This is a genomic window from Cryobacterium algoricola, assembly GCF_004402485.1.
Classification (GTDB): domain Bacteria; phylum Actinomycetota; class Actinomycetes; order Actinomycetales; family Microbacteriaceae; genus Cryobacterium; species Cryobacterium algoricola.
The window spans coordinates 21,961-40,803 of the sequence record NZ_SOFG01000016.1 but is presented as its reverse complement, the minus strand read 5'-3'; the positions used below and the strand labels follow the sequence as shown (position 1 = coordinate 40,803).

Sequence of the window (18,843 nt, the reverse complement as noted above, 5' to 3'; positions counted from 1 at the left end):
TATCACTAATTTAAACTAGAACCTTTTATTTAACAATGACCCGCCAAATGTCGGAGTAGGTTCATCATCGTGCTCATCGTGGTCGACAGAGGCTTCATAGACGAACTCGATATTGGCTTCATAGAAGGCGAGAATCGTTGCATCAGCCTCATCAGGTGATCGCATCCCGCGCTTTTTATAGTCGCCCTTGCTCTCAACACCGCGGCGCCCTTTGGTGTCCATCTTCCAAAGACGGCTTGTCAGCTCACCTAAAAGCCCGTCGCTTAGCGGAAGGTCGATCGTCGGCATGATCGTCGCTAGATAGAACCACATCTCGCTGATGAGGTTGGGGTATTTATCCGGGTCTGATGACATTGAACCAAAGTTGATCGGCATAACCCAGTAGCCGCGCAGGATCATCTCGTCAGTCACTCCCCCACCAACACCCGTGTCGTCAATCTTGATCAACACCGCATCCGGGTTCGGGCCGCCGTCTGGAAGGGAGGCTTTTTGAAATCCAACGAAGACTTCCAGCTCGTCGCAGACTTCAGTGGTCCGTAGGTGGGTATGTGATGCGCTGTCAACCAGCTTGAGTCCCTTGCGCTTCTTGAACACGGTGCGGTCATCACCCATACGAGCAACGTCGACGCCGACCTGGACCGCCCCTTCATCATCTACGTTTCGATCCATCGCTTCGAGCACGGCTGTACGGCTGATGATCGCGTTGTCTGCCTGGTTTACTGGCTCACCTAGCCACACGTGCGCGAACGCAGCTGGGTCTTTGCGATCTTCTTCCATCTCAAGCCGCAGCGTGTCAGGGAAGAGCCCTGCGCGGTCCAGAACGTCATAATTCACCTGGGCGCTGTATGTCTTTGCTGGCTTCTTCAGTACGTAGCGCACATACACAGGGTCCAGCTCTTTGAAACGGTTGAAAGTGAAGATCAGCTGGCTACCCTTTTTACGGATAGTCGGCGCTAGGACCTTCAGACTGGCGTCGCTGATGCTCTGGGCTTCTTCTACCCAGGCGATGTCGATACCTTCCATCGACTTGATCTCGTTGACGTTGTGCCGAAGGCCAGCGAATAGGAATTCAGTGTCTGTGACCCTGTTACGAATGAGCTTGTCGGTCACCTCATAGTCGGTGAAACCGTTCTCATCAATAATGTCGCGCAGCAACTTGTGAACAGAGTCGCTAATGGTGTTCTGGATCTCACGCGTACAGAGGATGCGTAAGCGCTTCTGCCGGCCGCGAAGTATGAGAGCTAGAGCTACGTGCTTCGACTTGCCGGAGCCACGCCCACCGTAGAAGACGATGTTTCGCCAGGCTTCATTGAAGAGCTCACGAAACTCGTTAAGAAACTGGATCTTGACTGTTGGTCGTTGATCCACCGCCAATAAACTCCACCATTGCGAGTGGCTGGTCTTTAGTTGTTAGATCGACTTCGCTGCGGTCTTTCCAGTCAAAGTTGTTTTTCAACACGAACTGAGCACCGCCAGCGCTCTTCCCATACAGCTGCTCTTCTGCGAACTCGTGTACACGCTCTCTAGCAGCTTCCACCGTGGGGAAATACTGTTCTATTTTCTTGTAATTGAGAAGGGTTTTGCGATCAATTTCGAGATGGCGAGCCAATCCGGACATCGTGTATGGACGTTGTTCAGTCATGATCTCGCGGCGTTGCCAAATGGTCTCACCAGCTTGATTTACACCTGCTTCCACCTGTCGCATTTCTGTATGAGGGTCGCACTTGTTGAAGTACGAATCGACAGCCTGTTTTAGTTCTCCAACAGTTGCAAAAGCTAAAGGACGACCGCCTGGGTGTTTTTCTAGTTGTGCTTCTACTGGTGTTTCTTTGTCGGCCATATGTTGTGTCTATTTATGCATAAAACCATGCAATATGAAAGGGAGACTTAGCGAACAATCAATTTCCGGAGTTTGAATATTTTCAAGTACCAGGGAGTCACAGGCTTGCTATAGCGTTTCACTTCCCGCTTTGACAGATAATTCCCTTTGAGCAAATCTCGATGCCATTTAATACCATCAGCATCATAGAAGGCAATCATTAGACCCTTATTAACTGGGCTATCAGCGAAGTCAAATGTACGTTTCAGCGTTTCTTGTGGAGCTATCGGCTCAACATTCATGCCTGCTCGAAACGTGTCGACCATAAATTCGACAGGGTGATACGGCATCGATACAAGCACTTCATTGATCGGCATATCCCCACCATTGAACGCACGTACCTCTATGAACCAGGTCTGAGGTTTTCCCGAGCTTGCTTTCGCACCTAGCATCGCGTGAGTCATAAAGCGATTTGCCAGACGTTGCTTTTCTCGCTTCCTATCACTCGCCAAGATAGAGAAACCAAGCCACAGCGTGAGAGCCGTCAGCAGTCCGGTCACCCAATCAGCAACAGTGCCCCAGCTCTGTGTAATCCACCATGCGCCAAACCACCCAAGATCCATACCCCAAAGGTAGAGCAAGCATCAGATGAAAATTTGCGTCCGACCCGCGGTGCAAGCTTCTTCCACGGTTCGGGATTGTCTTGCAGAGTGAGAGTGGTGTTCCGCGGCCAGGCCGTACCAGTAGCCCACGAGCGCTCAGCTATCCTGAGTCCATGGGGAAGAACGAACTTTACTTCGGTGACAATCTCGTCGTCTTGAAGCAGTACATCAAAGACGAGTCAGTCGACCTGGTGTACCTTGATCCACCGTTCAACTCCAACCGCAACTACTCAGTCATCTTCTCTCGCAATGGGCGGACTGATGACGATAACTCTGCGCAGATTGAAGCGTTTGAGGACACATGGACGTGGACGCACGCCACAGAGAGTCAATACAACGATTTTGTTGCTACAGGTCCCGGCAAGGTAGTCGATGCCCTATCAGCGTTCCGGACGTTGCTAGGTGAGAACGACGCGATGGCCTACCTCGTCAATATGGCCCCACGACTTGTTGAGCTACACCGTGTACTCAAGAAGACTGGATCGCTGTATTTGCACTGCGACCCCACCATGAGCCACTACTTGAAGATACTGCTCGACGCTATTTTTGACCCTGACAAGTTTCGGTCGGAGATTGTCTGGCGGCGCTACGGATCTCACAACGACGCCAAGGGCTACGGCGCTGTTCATGACACCATCTTGTTCTACTCCAAAGGCAAGAACCCAACATTCAATAAGCAATACATCGAGTACGACGAGGCGTACATCAAACAGAGGTTTCGCTTTGAGGACACAGATGGACGGCGCTGGATGGAGCAAAACCTCGCTAGCCCCAATCCCCGGCCGAACCTGACGTATCCATATACTGCCTCTAACGGAATTACCTATCAGCCACCGGCTAACGGCTGGAAGGTAGAGCCAGGGAAGATGGCTGACCTAGATACCAAGCGGAAGCTTCACTATCCTGCCAAAGACGGCGGACGGTTGCGCATGAAGAACTACCTCGATGAGGGTCTTGGTGTGCCAGTTCAAGATGTCTGGAACGATATCGTGAGCCTCGGTGGCACAAGTCCGGAGCGGTTGGGCTATCCAACCCAAAAGCCTGTCTCATTGCTTGAACGGATTATCAAGAGCAGTACGAATCCTGGCGACGTTGTTCTTGACCCCTTCTGCGGATGTGGCACAGCTGTGGACGCTGCGCAGCGCTTTGATCGACAGTGGATTGGCATTGACGTCACCTACATCGCTGTCGACCTCATCGTGAAGCGGTTACAACATACCTACGGCGACGACATCATCGATACGTTTGAGCTGAACGGCATTCCAAAGGATGTATTCAGTGCCCATGCGCTGTTTGAACGGTCTCCATTTGAGTTCGAGCGTTGGGCTGTTTCATTGGTGCGCGCCGAACCGAATCAGAAACAGGTCGGCGATAAGGGCATCGACGGAGTTGCACGTTTCCCACTCGACGGTGGTGGCAAGATCGGTAAAGTTCTGGTTTCTGTCAAGGGCGGTAAGACCCTTAACCCCGCAATGGTGCGCGACCTCAAAGGGACGGTCGAAACACAAAAGGCGCAAATGGGGATACTCGTCTCATTGACTGATCCCACACGCGGCGTCAAAGACGCGATTGATCACGGTGGAGTCTTCACTCACCCTGCGAACGGTCAGCAGTATCCACTGTTGCAACACATCACCATCGCAGAGCTACTGAGCGGGAAGCGTCCTCAAATGCCGCCGACACTTTCTCCATACATTGAAGCTAAGAAACAAAAACTACCGACAGGTAAGACCTCACTCTTTGACATGTAGGACGCCTGAAAAGTACGTCCTCTGCGTCATTCCTGGTCCTCAATCTGCTTGTCGCTCTGTTCTGCAATGGCGCGATTGAGCACTTCGCCTCTACGTCGCATGTACTCATCAAAGGCATCCGAACCAAGCGGAGTGAGAGCTGTTGAGATGTCCGCAATGATGTCGATTAGTTCCGACTCGGCCATCTTCGAGACGTCAGGCTGACCGTTCTCTTCTGGTGTTGGTAGGTGCTCGCTCATGATGCGATCTCTTCGGCAAGTTCAAGTGCTTCAGTAAGAACGGCATCAACATCGATGCCGAATAGGACGTAGAAGCCGACTGCGGTGTGTGGGTAAAACTGCACCTGAGCGATGGTGTTCGAGGCGATCATCCGACGTCGCATCTCAGGCACAATGTCCTCATCATTCCAACGGGATAGATAATTCTCCGCACTCTCGTAATAGTTCCTGTGCTCGTTCACTTCAACCGTGACACCGCATTTGCAAAGTTGAATCAGTTGGGAAAGAGTACTCACTTCAGTAGCTCCGGTGACTCATAGAGGTTTCCTATTACCTCGTAGTGCATACCTGTGCCAAAGCCGAACTCAGCGAGAGGAGTCATAGTGGTGTCTCTGTTCTCCCAGAAGAATCCGGCAGCATAGAAGAAGATTTTGCCGCGCTTACCGCCTTGCTTCATAACAACATCGCCTTCGTATATCTTCACACCGTTCTTGTCTTTAAGTCCGGTGTATTGGAGTAACTTAAGGTCACGAATATCACGTGTCGTATATCCACGCGGCATATTAGAGGTATCTCTATAGTCGAAGGTACGCGCTCTTCCATTGTTTAGTACAACAACGATCTTTTCTGGCACCCAGTCACCTCTAATGCGGGAATCGCTGTGTTTACGTAGGATGTCTCCATAGCTCCACGCAACTGATACGACTTCATAAACCGCTCTATTCACTTTGTCCCACGCGCGGAACTTGATCTCACGCATTAGAAGTCACCCCCACTCACCCATGCATCGTGAGCTGCTGCCCATGACCCGTAGTTGATAGCAACGTAGTGGTCGACGCGCTGAAGGTTCCAAAAGAGTCCTTCTGAGGCGTTGCGAGTTGCATACTTCCAAAGACCAGGTCCAACAGTGCGCCAACCGTGATCGCCTAGGACCATGTCAGTTACATAGCTCTGGTCAGCAGGAGCAATACCAGCTGCACTCATCTCGGCTGCATAGGCAAAGGCCGGCTGTAGGGTAGCTGCTGGGGCTTCAGGTGCGACAGGCGCGGGTGAGGTGGCTGCTGTATCAACACTTGGCGCATCGACGGCTTGCACGGCTTCTACTGCGGCCGCTTTCGTGAGTTCTTTAGATTGCTCAGCTGGTGCGATTGTTTGTGTAATCGGTGTGGGCGCATTGACCTGGGCGATGTAGTTCGTGATGAGAACTGCAATACCACCAAGCACGATAAGGACAGCAAAGATTGCACCTATGACGTGTAGTGGTTTGAATGTAGTATCTGGGTTATTATCGAGCACATTGATGTTCCTTGTTTAGTTGTGGCGTTACTATGCGCTTACCTGATTGAAAAGTCAAGACATTTCGCTACTAATTAGAGCCGTCAATAGTTGCTTGATCCGCCTTGAGGTTTATCTGGTCTTGCCAGTACTCAGGCTTAGGGACCATCGTTATCTTCGCCTGGACCGATCCACCGTTTGTCTCAATGCTGATGGCCCCGTAATTCAATACCTGGCCAAAGATGCCGCCTTTAGCAGCAGTCGAGCGCGAGACACGCACCCACTCGAACTTCTCATCCTTGCTAACGAATAGTGTGATCCAGTTCTTAATGACAATGCCGTCTGAGTTGAGTTCTATGTAGCTAAGGCTGTAGACCCATGTTTGGATGATGGCAACCGTCACGATTGATAGCACGGCGACTACGGCGATCCAGAAGACAAGGTAGGGATCAACGGTGCCGCTTTCAATGAGCGATACCAGGCCGACGTATACAAGCCCGAGCGTCGAGGCAGAAGCGACGGCGATAATGACGTAGCCGAAGAAGGATTTATAGACTCGTGCGGGTAGTGGGATCATGTCTCAAATATGATTGATCCCGTTTAGTCCGTCAATTCTAAACAACACGGATTCGTGTACTTTAGAAAACGCATTGAGGACCTTACTAGAATGAATAACGAAAATATCGGACCTCGACTGAATGCATTGGGTTAGTCTCAGACGTTTCCACCCCAATCAACTCATTTTTACTCCCCCGGACAATAGAGATATATCCATTAGAGCTTAGTCGGGCAACTGTTTCATCTTCATCAATGTCAATCTGGACTGTTCCAGTTAAACCATGAGTGCCATCAGCACTAAATACGTCATGCTCAATAAAACCTGCGTAGGAGATAGTGACAATAAATGAGTAGCCATGGCTCGTTAACTTGACCCACTTTCCATTCAGTAGCGCAGATCCGATCAGGGTCATGAGGTCTCCTTCTGTATACCTTCCCTAAATCATAAGCCCCCCTTCCCTAGCTAGCCGCTGAGATGGGACATTGCAACACTTCACCTGTTCTCTTAGACTTTCGACCGACGGGAGCTGCGCGCATCTAAAAAACACAACTTCGTGTACTTTGGACCAACGCAAACAAACCCCTAAACCGCAGCGTAAGCGCGGGGAGTTGATATTCAAGCATTCCCTGAGTGAGGTGTAGCAGTTCGGTTGGATCAGGGTTAGCTTGATTACTAACTCCCCCCTCATGTTATTGTTTTGAAGATTCTTTAACGTATCAACAGAACATATTAAACATGTATAGGTATTGAAGGTATGTGAGAGCCAGTGCCAGCACCGATGGTTAGTCTCTCGATGTCAGGTTGCAATCTCCATAACCGAGGGTGCCTGTTCTATCACTTGCATGCTTTCAGACTCGTATAGACTTCAAGACACTGGCTCACAGTTACCTTCAATCGTTATAGACAGCACGGGAGCCTTATGTGCCTCTCGGTCCACCGTGGTGTAGTGCCATAAGACCCCGAGCTAAACAAGTACCTAAGGAGATACAAGTAGGGTTTTACCCCCGTGCCGTATATAACGCTGATCCGAATTGTGAAGGTACAGTTCATCAGTACAAAGCAGGCTTTACGGTAGCCGAAAACGTTGAGCTAGATATTCAGTCATTTGTTTATACCCGCATCCTGACCTACCTAGTCGAAAGCTCCCCACGGGTGTTGCATAAGATTTCAAAACTGTTAAAATAAGAGCAGTAGAGAATGGCATTAGAGGCTCCGAGCAATCGGGGCTTTTCTTTTGCCTACTTATATCAGCCGAATGCCAAACAGTAGAGAATGGCAAACGGTTATGACTGAAGTATGCGGAAAGTCACAGATTAAGTCAATGCTCAATCACTGTGCAATTGTGACGTTAAGTGGATAACTCCCGCACTTCACTCTATGCAAATCTGTTACGACACCGCATAATGCGGGACATGAAGAATGGGCAAAACAAACAATCACTGTTCAGAGTTATCGACGTGCCGGATCTAGTATTCCCCCGACCACAAAGCGCCATTGATGCTGACCGTGAAGAGGATAGGAAAAAGATCCGCTATCTGTCACAATTAGTCGAGAGAATGAAAGGCCAACCCCCTCGCAGGCGGCGTCCTTCAACCTCACTGCCAGAAGAAATAAACCCCGCCAAGTAGCGGGGTTCTTCTTTATCTGATGAGTGCCATAGAGGCGACCAGGAGAGCAAGTATCCCGAGCCATACGCCTGTGTCATCGTTCCTGGCAGTAGTTCGGTAATTCCGAACAACTGGACGCCGTGCAACCCTATGGACTATTCGCCTGGGGGATCTCCTAAGCTTTGAGAGGTCAACGATCTCCCCTGTCACTGTGTTCACGATCACGCTATAAGGCCGAGACGTACTGTACCTAGCTGTGGCCGGTCTGTGTAGAACTCGGTATTAGCCACTGTCTCTGCGTAGGACGCTTTACCTTCAAACTCATCAACCAGGTCACGATCCTCTTCGCCTAGATCGGTGTAGGCCTTCTTGCCATAGGTAGGTGGAAGCCAACCTTTGCGCTGCGATCCAATGAGGTTGAACTTCTTCAACAAGTCAGGGCGCGTGAAGGTGATGTGTGTTGTCCCCTTCTTGTAGAAGTCGACGGTGAAGTATTTAGTAACGATGCCGCGGCTTTCTTGGGAGTTGGTAGCAGATACAAGCGTTGCCCTCAGCTCATCCATGTCCTTCGAGATCTTCCCATCGAGATAGGCGAATACCTTTTCGATGTCCTCCAGCTTCTGGACCACTTGCCACTCTGAGGGATTGCAACCATTCCAGCCTGAGTACGCATTGAGCCGGGTAATGACCTTCTTATTGATGATGTACGCTTTGTTGGTCTTCCATCCGTTGTAGTAGTGGATGTTGTTTGATTGCTCGTCATAGTAGTGGCTTGAGAACTCGTCGAAGAGGTAAACAATTGACTCATCTAAATTTCCTATCATTGACTGCGAAATTTCCAGCTGCATTTGTTTGATGTTTGCTGTTGTCACTTCATATCGTTCTAGGTCTTTGATCTGCTTGTGATAGGCGTCACGAGTTGTCGAGGTAAATATTTTGGTGAACTCGCTGGACTGGAATAATTCACTCCAGTACTTGATGCGCATGGCCTTCACGAACTCGTCACGAATATTAGTGAAGGCTTCACGCCCGATTGTTAGCTCAAGAATCGGATGTTTATCACCAGAGAAGCTCCGGCTTAGAAGTGGCTTCAATGCCTGGTATTCATCAATGAGCTTAAGTCCCGCCTTCATCTCGATCTCATAGCGACGCACCGCTCCTGTTGTATAGTCGCCATCGACTAGGTCAGTTGCGCTCTGTTCTTCTTGGCGCTCTAAGACTTCAGCCTCTGCAAGGTTCTTGAGTATGTCACTGGGCGCAGTCATTGGTTCAATGTTGATATACACAAGCGCCGTCTCAACTTTTGTCGTTCGATCAGCTGTTCCAAAGGCATTGCCCATGTATTCAACCGTGCCTTGATATTTCTTGATGAGTGACGCAAGCTCTTTACGTTGGTTCGTGTACGGGTTCCGCAGTGTTTCGGCATTCAATAAGCAAGCCACTTGGCCGCCGCGCCGCTGCATGTTAATCGCTTTGATGAGGTGGGCGTCACCATCTGAAAATGGGGGGTTCATGACTATTAAGTCATATGACCCATAAGTGTTGAACTTCAGGAAGTCACGGGCAATTGGCTTATATCCTTTGCCAGTCAATATCATGCAAAGTTCTTCATCTAGTTCAATGGTATCTATAGCGTGCGTCGGTTCACCGTTGCGAGAGGATACCCCGTCCATAGCAGCTATACGCTCGACAATATCACCGCGGCCTGCCGATGGCTCAAGGATAGTGCGGACTCTATTCATGTCAACGGCTCGTCGCATCTTGTCGATGAGTTCTATCGGCGTGGGGTAAAAGTCATTGCCGAACATTACGCGACCTCTAACTTGTTGAGATCACCGCCAGCTATCATCGCAGTGTCGGCAGTGGCATCTACCATGATTAGAGTGCCACCGATTAGTTCTGCGATTGCCTCTGGATTCGCGCCGTTGAGTTCAATTGTGTTCATAAGTTTGACCTTGTTTAGTTATATAGGTATTATGCGCTCAACACCTTTAATAAGCAAGTATATTCCGTAGTGGTTAAAACAACTTAAGAGAATATCAAAGGCGCAAACTCAGACATCGTAGAAACGAGGAACAAAGCCTGCGCGTCTTTCGGCCCACGTTCAACTACCGAACGCAACCAACGCGCTCGTGCATCGTCTGGCGCTATGAATACAACCAGCGGAAAGACTGGAAGCGTCTCGCTATCCGCATTCTCAAAGGCATGGAGATATCGAGCCAGCTTGTCCTTGATGGCGCTTTCTCGTTCCGTGCCTAAGTCAATCTCTAGCCAGAGACTCAAATAGCGTTGACGACCAATGTCAGATACCTCAACATGTAGGTCAGGTCGCAGGTCAGCTCCCGCGATCACTCGCCAGGTATCAGGCTCAGTGGTGACTGTATCTATAGTCAGTCTCCCCTGGTGCTGTAGGTACAGCAGTTCAAGGTAGGCGTCGGCAATTCCTATGGTGTGGTGATTGACCGACCTAGTAGGCCAGTACCTACCCTCTCGCCCGCTCAGCGCCCAGCCCGCGCTCCCCAGCTGATAGACGTATTGACCACTCCCTGAGCCGTTCCCACCTATAGGACGACGCTCTAGTCGTTTGATATAGCGGAAGGCCACGAGACGGTCTAAGGCGCGGTACATAGGAGTGACTGACTTATGACTGTTGAAGTGCATGACTTTAATGTGGCCTGATGGTAGCTGTCCGAACTGGGCAATAGACAGGACAATTTGACGGTCACGATCAAGTATGAACATGTGAGTCACTATGTAGCAACGAAGTACGCGTGTCAAACTGCCGCCGCGCCCCGTGATTACGGGAATCTGGTGTGGGCCGAATGCCACAACAGCCACACAGCCATTTACACACCACGACAGATGACTCAGACGCACTACTTCGAGTTATCCACATAGCCTAGTGTATTCAATCATTAATACACTTGACTATTAAAGCTCTCAAGCTCATAATACGACCCAGACAAAAGCGGAACATCAATTGATTGGTTCGACAGCGATTAGTCTGCATCACATTAACAACATTTTCTAAGGGGGAAGCATTAAGGACACACGACAATGGCACTAATCAAATGGTGGATACCGAAAAAGAAAAAGGGGCGAAAGCTCGCCAACCCAGGGTACAGCTTCGAGTCAGAACTTATTCAGGTCCTTACAGAAGCAGCTAGAGAAGAGACAATCCGCCAGGGTAAGAAGGTAGCGCCAGCAGTAATTGCAGCGAACCTAATCCTCCGAAACGGCAACGTCTTCATCCCAGTACGTTCGGGACTACTAAGGAACTACTTACAACTAAAAAAGGGAACAGATCAACATGAAACATCTACAAAGCAAACGAGTCCAACTGAGTAAGGCTACAACAGAGCGTATCAACCTGCGTCGCAGCATTGCAGAGGCAAAATCAGCCGCATTCACACCGAAGCGACATGACTTCACCACACCACGTCAACGTGTACGAGAAGCGCTCACAACAGCGCTGAGGACGAATGTATGGCCGACTCTGATCTAAAGGACTACCCACAGCTGAATATCTACCAGAAGATAGCAAAGATCACTGGCGAAGTAGGCCTCATAAAAAAGGGTGGCACGAACAAAGACCAGGGCTACGCCTTCATCGAGTATGCAGCCGTTGCAGGCGAGCTCCGAAGCCTCTTTGCGAAGTACGGAGTGGTGATTGTCCCCCGTATGCAAGTCGCCTCTAAACAGAGCCGCAACGAGGTAGAGAGTAAGTACGGAGCAAAGGGAAATCACGCGCTCATCGACTTCTCATTCAATGTTGTCAATGCAGACAAACCTGACGACAAGTTCACGGTGCCGTGGACAGGTGAAGCCCTGTCATTTGATGACAAGGGAACCAACAAGGCCGCAACGTCCGCGTTGAAGTATTACTTGATGCGCCAGTTCAACATCAGTGAGAAGGGTGAAGATCCAGACGCTGAGAGTCCAACAGCTATCACGCAGCCGGCCGCACCAGTAGCAGATGGACCCACAGAAGAACAGTTCGACCGCATTGAAGAGTTGGCACCGCAAAAGGGCAAAGATGTCGAGTGGCTAAAGCTGTTAGGTCCAAAGCTGACAACCACTAAGGCTGCGGCAGAAGCCATCGCCAAGCTCGAAGCTCTGGAAGACGTCTAATGCACGTTGATGATCTGGACTACACAGCAGAGTCACTAGAAGAGCAAGAGCGCGAGCTAGAAGCCCGTGACCTGGTACACAACGAGCGGTACCCGAATGATGCCAAGTGCATCGCCTGTCTCACCTTTACATCAGTAGACAAAGACGGCCTCTGTGAGCCGTGCAACAAACGAAACAGCGGTAGCCGAGCAGAGTTGCTTGCACTGCTAAAAACTAACGGGCCGAACGCCCAGGAGAATGCATAGATGTCACGTACACGAGCTACCAAGATCACGCGCATCAAGTTCCTATCGATCAAACAGGACATAAGGCACGCGCAAGAACGGCACAGCTATAAATCTGCTGACATTGCAAAGATGCACCATGTCAGCGTTGGAACTATCCAAGCAGTCGCACGTTGCAAGACCTGGCCAGCGTTCGTCACCGCTAAGCAACTACGAGCAACCATGGCTGAACAGCGCAAGGCTGATGAGTACGCAAAGGATGCAGGATTCTACAAAGGGGTGCTTATCCCCGCCGCTAAGCGGGCTGCCGAAGCACAGGAGAAACAGCTAGCTATAGACCTAGACAAGCTTGCCGCTGCGCCGACTCGTGATGAGTTCGATACAGCGATTAGGTTCCTTCATGAGCGAATGGATGCCCAGCTCAAACTGATCCAAGCGAAGCAAGACAAGGCACCACGACGTTCAATCTTCAAGGCGCGAGTCTAGCGATGACTGGAACAAAAGAAGGATCACGCAAGGCAGTAGCGACGATACTGGCGCGTGATCCAGGACACTTCGCCAGAGCAGGTCGCATCGGTGGTCAAAATGGGCACACTGGTGGATTTGCCACTAATCCTGAACTGGCACGTATTGCAGGCGCCAAAGGTGGTCATATCTCTAAGCGACGACCAGCAGTGAAAGTGATCGAAGTCGTCCAGGAAGATGCGCAGCCCGTGGTTATCAAGCATTCGATCTGGAAGACGATGCTCGGACGCTAGAAGCTACCGGTCGCTTGCTACAGAGCAGTGACGACATACGAACACCAGGACATCAAGGCTGAGATCACGATTCAGCGCTCGAATGAAGCCAGGCTCTAAGCGAGGTTTCAAACAAGACGAGCAATAGTACTGATCCAGTCCTTGCATCTCCATATAGGCCACCACGCGGCTACGAACTGGATCAGCACGCCTGACACTCCCCCGCGTTGGACGACGACCTAGGCGACTTGCGATCAAGCGCTGCACCTGGCGCTCACTGATCGGAAGGCTCAGCTCTTCTCTTATGAAAGCAGCTGACATCCCCTTCTCTTCGGAGAGGTAAAGGATTTCGTCTAGTGATTCAGGGCTAGTCATCAATATAACTATTTAAACACAAAGGAGACGAGGTGAAAGCACTTCATGATAATCAGTATCCATATCGCCAGCCATCAGAACTAGAACAGGAGGCTTTGTCAAAGGGGTACAAGTTCCTTGGGTGGCAAGTTCACGGAGAGCCACTAGCTGACTGTATTGCTCAGCGACACAATCACACCAGCGAACCGCAAGGCTGGCGCACTAAGCAAAACACTCCGAGTGGCAGTGACGTCGATTACGTCTGTGACGCACACCGCATATTTTGGAAGATTGACATGAGCGACTAGATCGCATATCGCGAATTGTCGGAATAGTGTCGAGTGTTGAAATGTAGGTTGTGTGACGTTCTGACCCCAAGGAGCCAAACGTCGCATAACTACACAACATAATCCGCAAAAGTCCATTAGATCAGCAGTGTGGACAAACGTGCCGAATGCTGGCGAAATAACGTAATAAGAGCACTCAACTTCGGAAACTGTCAAACGACGCATTCCCCGGAGTTTTCCACAGCCTTCCTGGCTTGGATCGATCAGCGCGGACTAACTAAAGGAAACATGGAGGGAACCCTCTACCTGCTGATAGTGCTACGACCGCGCTGATCGATTCAGGCCAGGACCACACAATACAACTAAATAGGAGATACATTGAATGCCACGAATTGAACCACTAGCTGTACAACTAGAGCAAGATAGCCTACTCGGACAACTAATCGCCGAGATAGCCAGATTTGGTGGAGCTGACAAAACAAAGGCTTCACAACTCGCAAGGATACTTTTGCCTCATATTAACTCCCATACAGCGCAGGTCACGAAAGATTTACAGAACGAATGGAACGCTGCTATTACAGCAGAACGCGCAGAGGCAGCTCAGGCAGTAAGGGAAGCTATAGATCCACCACTAGACCTCAACGCCTACGAGAACCAATTACAGTCGCAAGCATCCGACATTGACGCCTTCAATCTATTCATTAAAAAATGGTGTCCACATTCTTCACACCTTCTTGATAGTGATGACAATGATGGTCAATATATGCGTGACCGCATTAATCAACTTACCCAAGAAAAGAGCAAAGATGCCTAGCCATGGGTCCCACTGAACATCTGAGCAGTAGGCAACTTCGTTCAATGAAGCAAGACGTAGCCATTGAGCTCACGACGCGAGAGCTTCACAAGTCAACGGACTACGCGGACCTGGAGAAGTTCAGTGATAGCGCACTCGCGACAGTGGAGCAGCACCTAGACATAATCGGTCAATTCGCTGAAGACTTCCCTGCCCTACTGAGCATCGTTGCTCTAATCAGGAACCGAAGGGACTTTGAATGCGACCAACGAGCAATAGAGAATCAAACTAAACAGGAACCACATGAATGATTGACGCATACCCACTTCAATGGCCCAGTGCTTGGCCACGAACGCAACACCCTCGAACATCACAATTTCAGGTAAGTCAGAATGAAGCACAGAACGGCCTAATTCGTGAGCTACAACTTCTCGGTGCAAAAGACATCGTCATATCGACGAACGTAGCGCTTCGTCGCGATGGCGCACCATATGCCTCAAGACGTGATCCAGATGACCGTGGGGTTGCCGTCTACTTCAAGCTCAATGGTGAAGATCAGTGCATACCTTGCGATAAGTGGTACACGATCCGCGAGAATATGCGGGCAATTCACAAGACCGTCGAAGCCCTACGCGGACTTGAGCGCTGGGGTGCCAAGGAAATGGTTAATGCTGCCTTCCGAGGCTTCAAAGCACTACCAGCGACATCCATAGTCACTCCGTACCAGTCACGTACCTGGTGGGATGTGCTTGAGGTATCTCAATCAGCAAGTCCCGAGACGATCAAAGCCGCATACCGCTCTCTTCTACTGAAGAACCACCCAGACCAGGGAGGTGAGTTGTACCGGTTCAACGAGATCCAGAAGGCCTACAAAGAGGCCACTGTATGACCGAGCTTCTAACCAACAGCCGGCCGAAACTTGAGACGCCAAGTAACAGAGAGCTACTCGAGGGTTTGCTCACGATTGAGGGATCAACAGGTGAGACGTACCGAAGATTTTGGAACTACTCACCTCGCAATATCGGCTTCCTAGCGCTGCAAGGCTGTCCGCCTGAGCCTGTAGCCACTTACCAACGCTGGACCCAACTAAACCGACAAGTTCAAAAGGGAAGCAAAGCGTTCTCAATCCTGCGGCCAATTGCAGTCAAGGTTGAGTCAAAGAACGATGACGAAGAGCAGAAGATGATCCGGCGCTTCAAGGTAGTGCGTGCGCTGTTCCCACTGAGCCAGACGGAGGGCGAAGAGATTCCTCCCTATGAGCCGCTGCATTGGAGCGTAGATCGCGCCCTGGGCGCTCTAGCCATCGAGCGCGTGCCATTCGAGTCGTATAACGGCAATATCGGTGGGTACGCGGTGGGAAGGACGATTGCTCTCAATCCCCTGGCACCTAATCCACTGCGCACTACCTTGCACGAGATTTCACATATTGAGCACGGCCATACGTCACCAGATCAGATCGCTCAGTATCAAGGCCATCGTGGAGAGTTTGAGTATCAGGCAGAAGCGAGTGCCTTCATCTGCCTAAATGAGCTAGGTGAACTAGACAAAGAGACAGCGCGAATCAGCCGCGGTTATGCGCAGAGCTGGGTCAACGACCAGCCGACGGAGGCCAGCGTCGTGGGCGTCCTAAATGTGAGCACAAAAGTATTAAACGCAGGGCGTGAAGCGCCAAAGGAGACACAGTAATGATGCGAATAACTATTAGCTTAATCGTTGGACTTTGTGCAGCAATTTTTATGCATCACTGGAGCAGGAATGTTAATAATAATGGCTACACTGCTGAACCAACATGGAAACTGGTCTGGGTATTCTTTATCGGATTCACAGCATTGACCTATGGGGTAATAGCACTATGACTACTCCCACCACGTTTGATGCAGTACTAAGGGCTTTTCAGCCAGAAGACTACGGTATAACACTTGGCGAATTACTATCTAATGCAGATATTGAAGCTATCAAGCAAGCCTTCTCCCAGTATGTGATAAAAGAAGATGCACCCTTAAATAGTTCAACGTCAGATATATGGGTGGCATTACGAACACAGAACATTCTTCGTGCGGCAATGCGTCGAGCACTCTATGGCACTACTAATGAAGAACAGCAATGACGCCTCAATCTGACCCCGTACAGGACATCATTGACTGGGCAAAGTTCTATTCTCACAAATTAGCATTGCAGCTATTAGGTGAAAATGAGAAAATAGCCGCAGGAGATCCTATGGTGATACCTAACCAATACGGGCCGCTAACGATTTACTTCGAGCGACTTGAGAGCGAACCAGACCCGCGCAGAGTGGCACAGCTGAATCGTCGTTCTAGAGAACGCAAGCTGCAAAAACAGATAGCCGGTACCGTTCAATTTTGTGCAACCTTGTTCGCCTCTAGCAATTACAAGTAGCACGTACTCGGCGAGCGTCAACCAACGTGGCAGACGTATCAGGTGCGCAACGTACTAAGCACTGCCGAGTCGTACCTTTAAAAGATGATTTATTGAACAAGCGTCGTGAGATAGCGGGTAGCACGAACCCTAGGTGAATTAGAAAGCCGATGAGTGTGTAACCGGAGACGAACACGAGGGCAGCTCCCACTGTCCTATAAAGCTCCGAAATGCTGGGATGAATCCCAACACTCACGATGCTTGTTCAGTAAGTCAGTCAGATCAGATCGCCGCCCTTGTTGAGAGGTGGGGATCTGATTGCAATTTATAACTAAACAGGGGAACAACGAAATGAACAAAAGATGTGCTGTCGATGGTTGTGAGCGCAAATATCTAGCAAAAGGCTTCTGTCGAAAGCACTACGAGCGCCAATGGAAAGGGACAGACCCACATAAACCAACCGGGTTTGACCCGCGTCCACTGGTAGCCGAAGCAGGCGTGCTAAAGATACCGCTTGGCGGTAGAGCTATGGGAACTTTTGGACTCGCTGACGTTATCCACCTAGAAAGTATCGCAGGTCACAAGTGGCACGTCGATACCGGTGGCTACGTGATCCGAAATGCCATCCCAAGAGGTAGGAGCGTTTACCTTCACGACGTTGTGGTTGGCGAGAAGAATGGCTTAGTCGTTGACCACATAGACGGCAATAAACTTGACAATCGTTGTGCGAACTTACGTCTAGTTCCAAGAGGCAAAAACAATATCAATAGAGCAAAGATCAGTCGTTCGAAACCCTCACAATACAAAGGGGTATTTTGGGCTAAGGCGAACAATAAGTGGCTTGTGAAGATCGGTCACGATCATCAATACACCCATATTGGCTACTTCGATAACGAGGTCGATGCAGCCATGGCTTATAACAGTGCAGCAAAAAAGTATCACGGCATCTACGCAAGACTAAATGTGATTGCATTGAACGATGCGAAGGAGCTAACGGCATAGTCAACCTACCCGTCCCATTAGAAGCGACCGAACAGATAGCCGTCGTGCAATGGCTTGAGTTGCAGGGCTTGAAGTTTACCAGCGTTCCGAACTCAACGTTCACCAAGAGCTGGAAACAGAAGAGCGCCAATACCGCTCAGGGCCTCCGCGCTGGATTTCCAGATCTCATCGTCCTCATCCCGCCAGCTAGAGCGAAAGACGGTATTAGTCGTCTGTTAGCACCTGAAATGAAGCGGATCAAGGGCGGCGTGGTGTCACCTCAGCAGCGTGAGTGGATAGCAGCGCTGAACGCACTAGGAAGCGTCAACATTGACTCGGTTGTAGCGCATGGTTCGGAAGAAGCAATCGAGTACATCAGCAGCTTCTTGAAAGACGTCAGCACCAGTCCGTTCTGATCGCGGATGTCTGTGTGTAGCTAATTGGCTGCACTAAACACCCACGATAAGGATGTGGAGCACATGGTTACTGGCATCGTGATCCCAGCTGATGAGAGTCAGCCGATCTTTCAAAGAGAGTTCAAGCGTCTCAGCGAGTATCAAGAGGTAGTCGGCGGGTACATCGAAGCCGTTGATCTTGGACCGCTAGGTGCATCGTTCTTTGCCCACGACGAGAGCAAGCTCATCGGTTCACCGATCAACCGACGTGCAACACTCGCCTGGTGGCTTGCCTGCCCCTATATGAGGCACCGAGACACCATCGGCGGTGACGTTGTACTTGTTGGTCTGCCTGACTCCGAGGGAGACACAAAGAGCGTCCCGGACGAGCTGATAGCTCTGCTGTTCACTACGAAGGCCTACAAGGCTGAGTACCAGACGGCAGATAGCAACGACACGTTCAATGGCAACTCCATGATCTACGAGGACTACTGGGAAGCAGTCCAAGCAGCGCTGGTGAAGTTTGACCGTTGGGAAGCGGTGATCCGAGCCAGAGTAGTTCCTGCCTAATTCGTGGAAGAGCCACCGTTGAAAGACGGTGGCTATTTCCTTTAGGCCGAGAGAAAGGAAAAGCCCCTACCTAGCGAGAAAACTTCTCAAGCTAAGTAGGGGCG

The 18,843-nt window shown here is 50.3% G+C and carries 22 protein-coding genes; 11 read left to right on the top strand and 11 right to left on the bottom strand.

The window, feature by feature from the left end:
- Positions 1-15 precede the first annotated feature (15 nt).
- From E3O44_RS12615 to E3O44_RS12605, 3 genes are read right to left on the bottom strand one after another with little or no spacing between them, the layout of a single operon-like run.
- A complete protein-coding gene (locus E3O44_RS12615) occupies positions 16-1,368 on the bottom strand; it encodes a PBSX family phage terminase large subunit (protein ID WP_166792647.1) in 1,353 nt (450 codons plus the stop codon).
- Positions 1,331-1,840 carry a terminase small subunit gene (locus E3O44_RS12610; RefSeq protein WP_134535131.1) on the bottom strand — a complete coding sequence of 170 codons (510 nt, stop codon included), beginning with the start codon at positions 1,838-1,840 and terminating at the stop codon, positions 1,331-1,333. The genes E3O44_RS12615 and E3O44_RS12610 overlap by 38 nt, the downstream gene beginning before the upstream one ends.
- Positions 1,841-1,887: 47 nt before the next feature.
- Positions 1,888-2,442 carry a hypothetical protein gene (locus E3O44_RS12605; RefSeq protein WP_134535130.1) on the bottom strand — a complete coding sequence of 185 codons (555 nt, stop codon included), beginning with the start codon at positions 2,440-2,442 and terminating at the stop codon, positions 1,888-1,890.
- 152 nt (positions 2,443-2,594) lie between these two features.
- On the opposite strand from E3O44_RS12605, the gene E3O44_RS12600 reads away from it, so the two are divergent.
- Positions 2,595-4,232: a DNA methyltransferase gene (locus E3O44_RS12600; protein ID WP_134535129.1), complete on the top strand. Its 1,638-nt coding sequence runs from the start codon at positions 2,595-2,597 to the stop codon at positions 4,230-4,232.
- A gap of 26 nt (positions 4,233-4,258) precedes the next feature.
- Here the strand turns inward: E3O44_RS12600 and E3O44_RS12595 are convergent, their stop codons facing one another.
- The 8 genes from E3O44_RS12595 to E3O44_RS20005 all read right to left on the bottom strand — a co-directional run bounded on the left by E3O44_RS12595 (position 4,259) and on the right by E3O44_RS20005 (position 10,633).
- Positions 4,259-4,471 carry a hypothetical protein gene (locus E3O44_RS12595; protein WP_134535128.1) on the bottom strand — a complete coding sequence of 71 codons (213 nt, stop codon included), beginning with the start codon at positions 4,469-4,471 and terminating at the stop codon, positions 4,259-4,261.
- Positions 4,468-4,746: a hypothetical protein gene (locus tag E3O44_RS12590; protein WP_134535127.1), complete on the bottom strand. Its 279-nt coding sequence runs from the start codon at positions 4,744-4,746 to the stop codon at positions 4,468-4,470. Before E3O44_RS12590 ends, E3O44_RS12595 begins: the two co-directional genes overlap by 4 nt.
- Complete coding sequence (locus E3O44_RS12585) at positions 4,743-5,210, bottom strand: YopX family protein (protein ID WP_134535126.1); 468 nt, start codon at positions 5,208-5,210, stop codon at positions 4,743-4,745. Before E3O44_RS12585 ends, E3O44_RS12590 begins: the two co-directional genes overlap by 4 nt.
- Positions 5,210-5,746 (bottom strand): hypothetical protein, encoded by a 537-nt coding sequence (locus tag E3O44_RS12580; protein WP_134535125.1) that lies wholly within the window; start codon positions 5,744-5,746, stop codon positions 5,210-5,212. The genes E3O44_RS12585 and E3O44_RS12580 overlap by 1 nt, the downstream gene beginning before the upstream one ends.
- A 70-nt stretch (positions 5,747-5,816) precedes the next feature.
- Positions 5,817-6,302, bottom strand: a complete 486-nt coding sequence (locus E3O44_RS12575) for a YdbT family protein (protein ID WP_134535124.1) — start codon at positions 6,300-6,302, stop codon at positions 5,817-5,819.
- An 85-nt stretch (positions 6,303-6,387) separates the two neighbouring features.
- Positions 6,388-6,696 (bottom strand): hypothetical protein, encoded by a 309-nt coding sequence (locus tag E3O44_RS12570; protein ID WP_134535123.1) that lies wholly within the window; start codon positions 6,694-6,696, stop codon positions 6,388-6,390.
- A gap of 1,416 nt (positions 6,697-8,112) precedes the next feature.
- Entirely contained in the window at positions 8,113-9,699 is a 1,587-nt protein-coding gene (locus E3O44_RS12565) for a DUF4942 domain-containing protein (protein WP_134535122.1), read from the bottom strand.
- Positions 9,700-9,919: 220 nt separating this feature from the next.
- Entirely contained in the window at positions 9,920-10,633 is a 714-nt protein-coding gene (locus tag E3O44_RS20005) for a replication-relaxation family protein (protein ID WP_134535121.1), read from the bottom strand.
- A gap of 744 nt (positions 10,634-11,377) precedes the next feature.
- Between E3O44_RS20005 and E3O44_RS12555 the strand changes: the two genes are divergently transcribed.
- The 10 genes from E3O44_RS12555 (at position 11,378) to E3O44_RS12510 (ending at position 18,739) form a co-directional block, all read left to right on the top strand.
- On the top strand, positions 11,378-12,022 hold the full coding sequence (locus E3O44_RS12555; RefSeq protein ID WP_134535120.1) for an ERF family protein: 645 nt from the start codon (positions 11,378-11,380) through the stop codon (positions 12,020-12,022).
- A 245-nt stretch (positions 12,023-12,267) separates the two neighbouring features.
- Positions 12,268-12,732, top strand: coding sequence for a hypothetical protein (locus E3O44_RS12550; RefSeq protein WP_134535119.1), 465 nt, complete (start codon positions 12,268-12,270; stop codon positions 12,730-12,732).
- 2 nt (positions 12,733-12,734) lie between these two features.
- On the top strand, positions 12,735-13,004 hold the full coding sequence (locus E3O44_RS12545; RefSeq protein WP_134535118.1) for a con-10 family general stress protein: 270 nt from the start codon (positions 12,735-12,737) through the stop codon (positions 13,002-13,004).
- A gap of 1,002 nt (positions 13,005-14,006) precedes the next feature.
- Positions 14,007-14,438: a hypothetical protein gene (locus E3O44_RS12540; protein ID WP_134535117.1), complete on the top strand. Its 432-nt coding sequence runs from the start codon at positions 14,007-14,009 to the stop codon at positions 14,436-14,438.
- 286 nt (positions 14,439-14,724) lie between these two features.
- Positions 14,725-15,306: a J domain-containing protein gene (locus tag E3O44_RS12535; RefSeq protein ID WP_134535116.1), complete on the top strand. Its 582-nt coding sequence runs from the start codon at positions 14,725-14,727 to the stop codon at positions 15,304-15,306.
- Positions 15,303-16,103: an ArdC-like ssDNA-binding domain-containing protein gene (locus E3O44_RS12530; protein ID WP_134535115.1), complete on the top strand. Its 801-nt coding sequence runs from the start codon at positions 15,303-15,305 to the stop codon at positions 16,101-16,103. Before E3O44_RS12535 ends, E3O44_RS12530 begins: the two co-directional genes overlap by 4 nt.
- 166 nt (positions 16,104-16,269) lie before the next feature.
- Entirely contained in the window at positions 16,270-16,524 is a 255-nt protein-coding gene (locus E3O44_RS12525; protein WP_134535114.1) for a hypothetical protein, read from the top strand.
- A 587-nt stretch (positions 16,525-17,111) separates the two neighbouring features.
- The gene (locus E3O44_RS12520) at positions 17,112-17,795 is read left to right on the top strand and encodes an HNH endonuclease (RefSeq protein ID WP_134535113.1); all 684 of its coding nucleotides are present in this window, start codon (positions 17,112-17,114) and stop codon (positions 17,793-17,795) included.
- Positions 17,796-17,839: 44 nt separating this feature from the next.
- Entirely contained in the window at positions 17,840-18,190 is a 351-nt protein-coding gene (locus tag E3O44_RS12515) for a VRR-NUC domain-containing protein (protein ID WP_166792646.1), read from the top strand.
- 63 nt (positions 18,191-18,253) lie between these two features.
- Complete coding sequence (locus E3O44_RS12510; RefSeq protein WP_134535111.1) at positions 18,254-18,739, top strand: DUF3846 domain-containing protein; 486 nt, start codon at positions 18,254-18,256, stop codon at positions 18,737-18,739.
- The last annotated feature ends 104 nt before the right edge of the window (positions 18,740-18,843 follow it).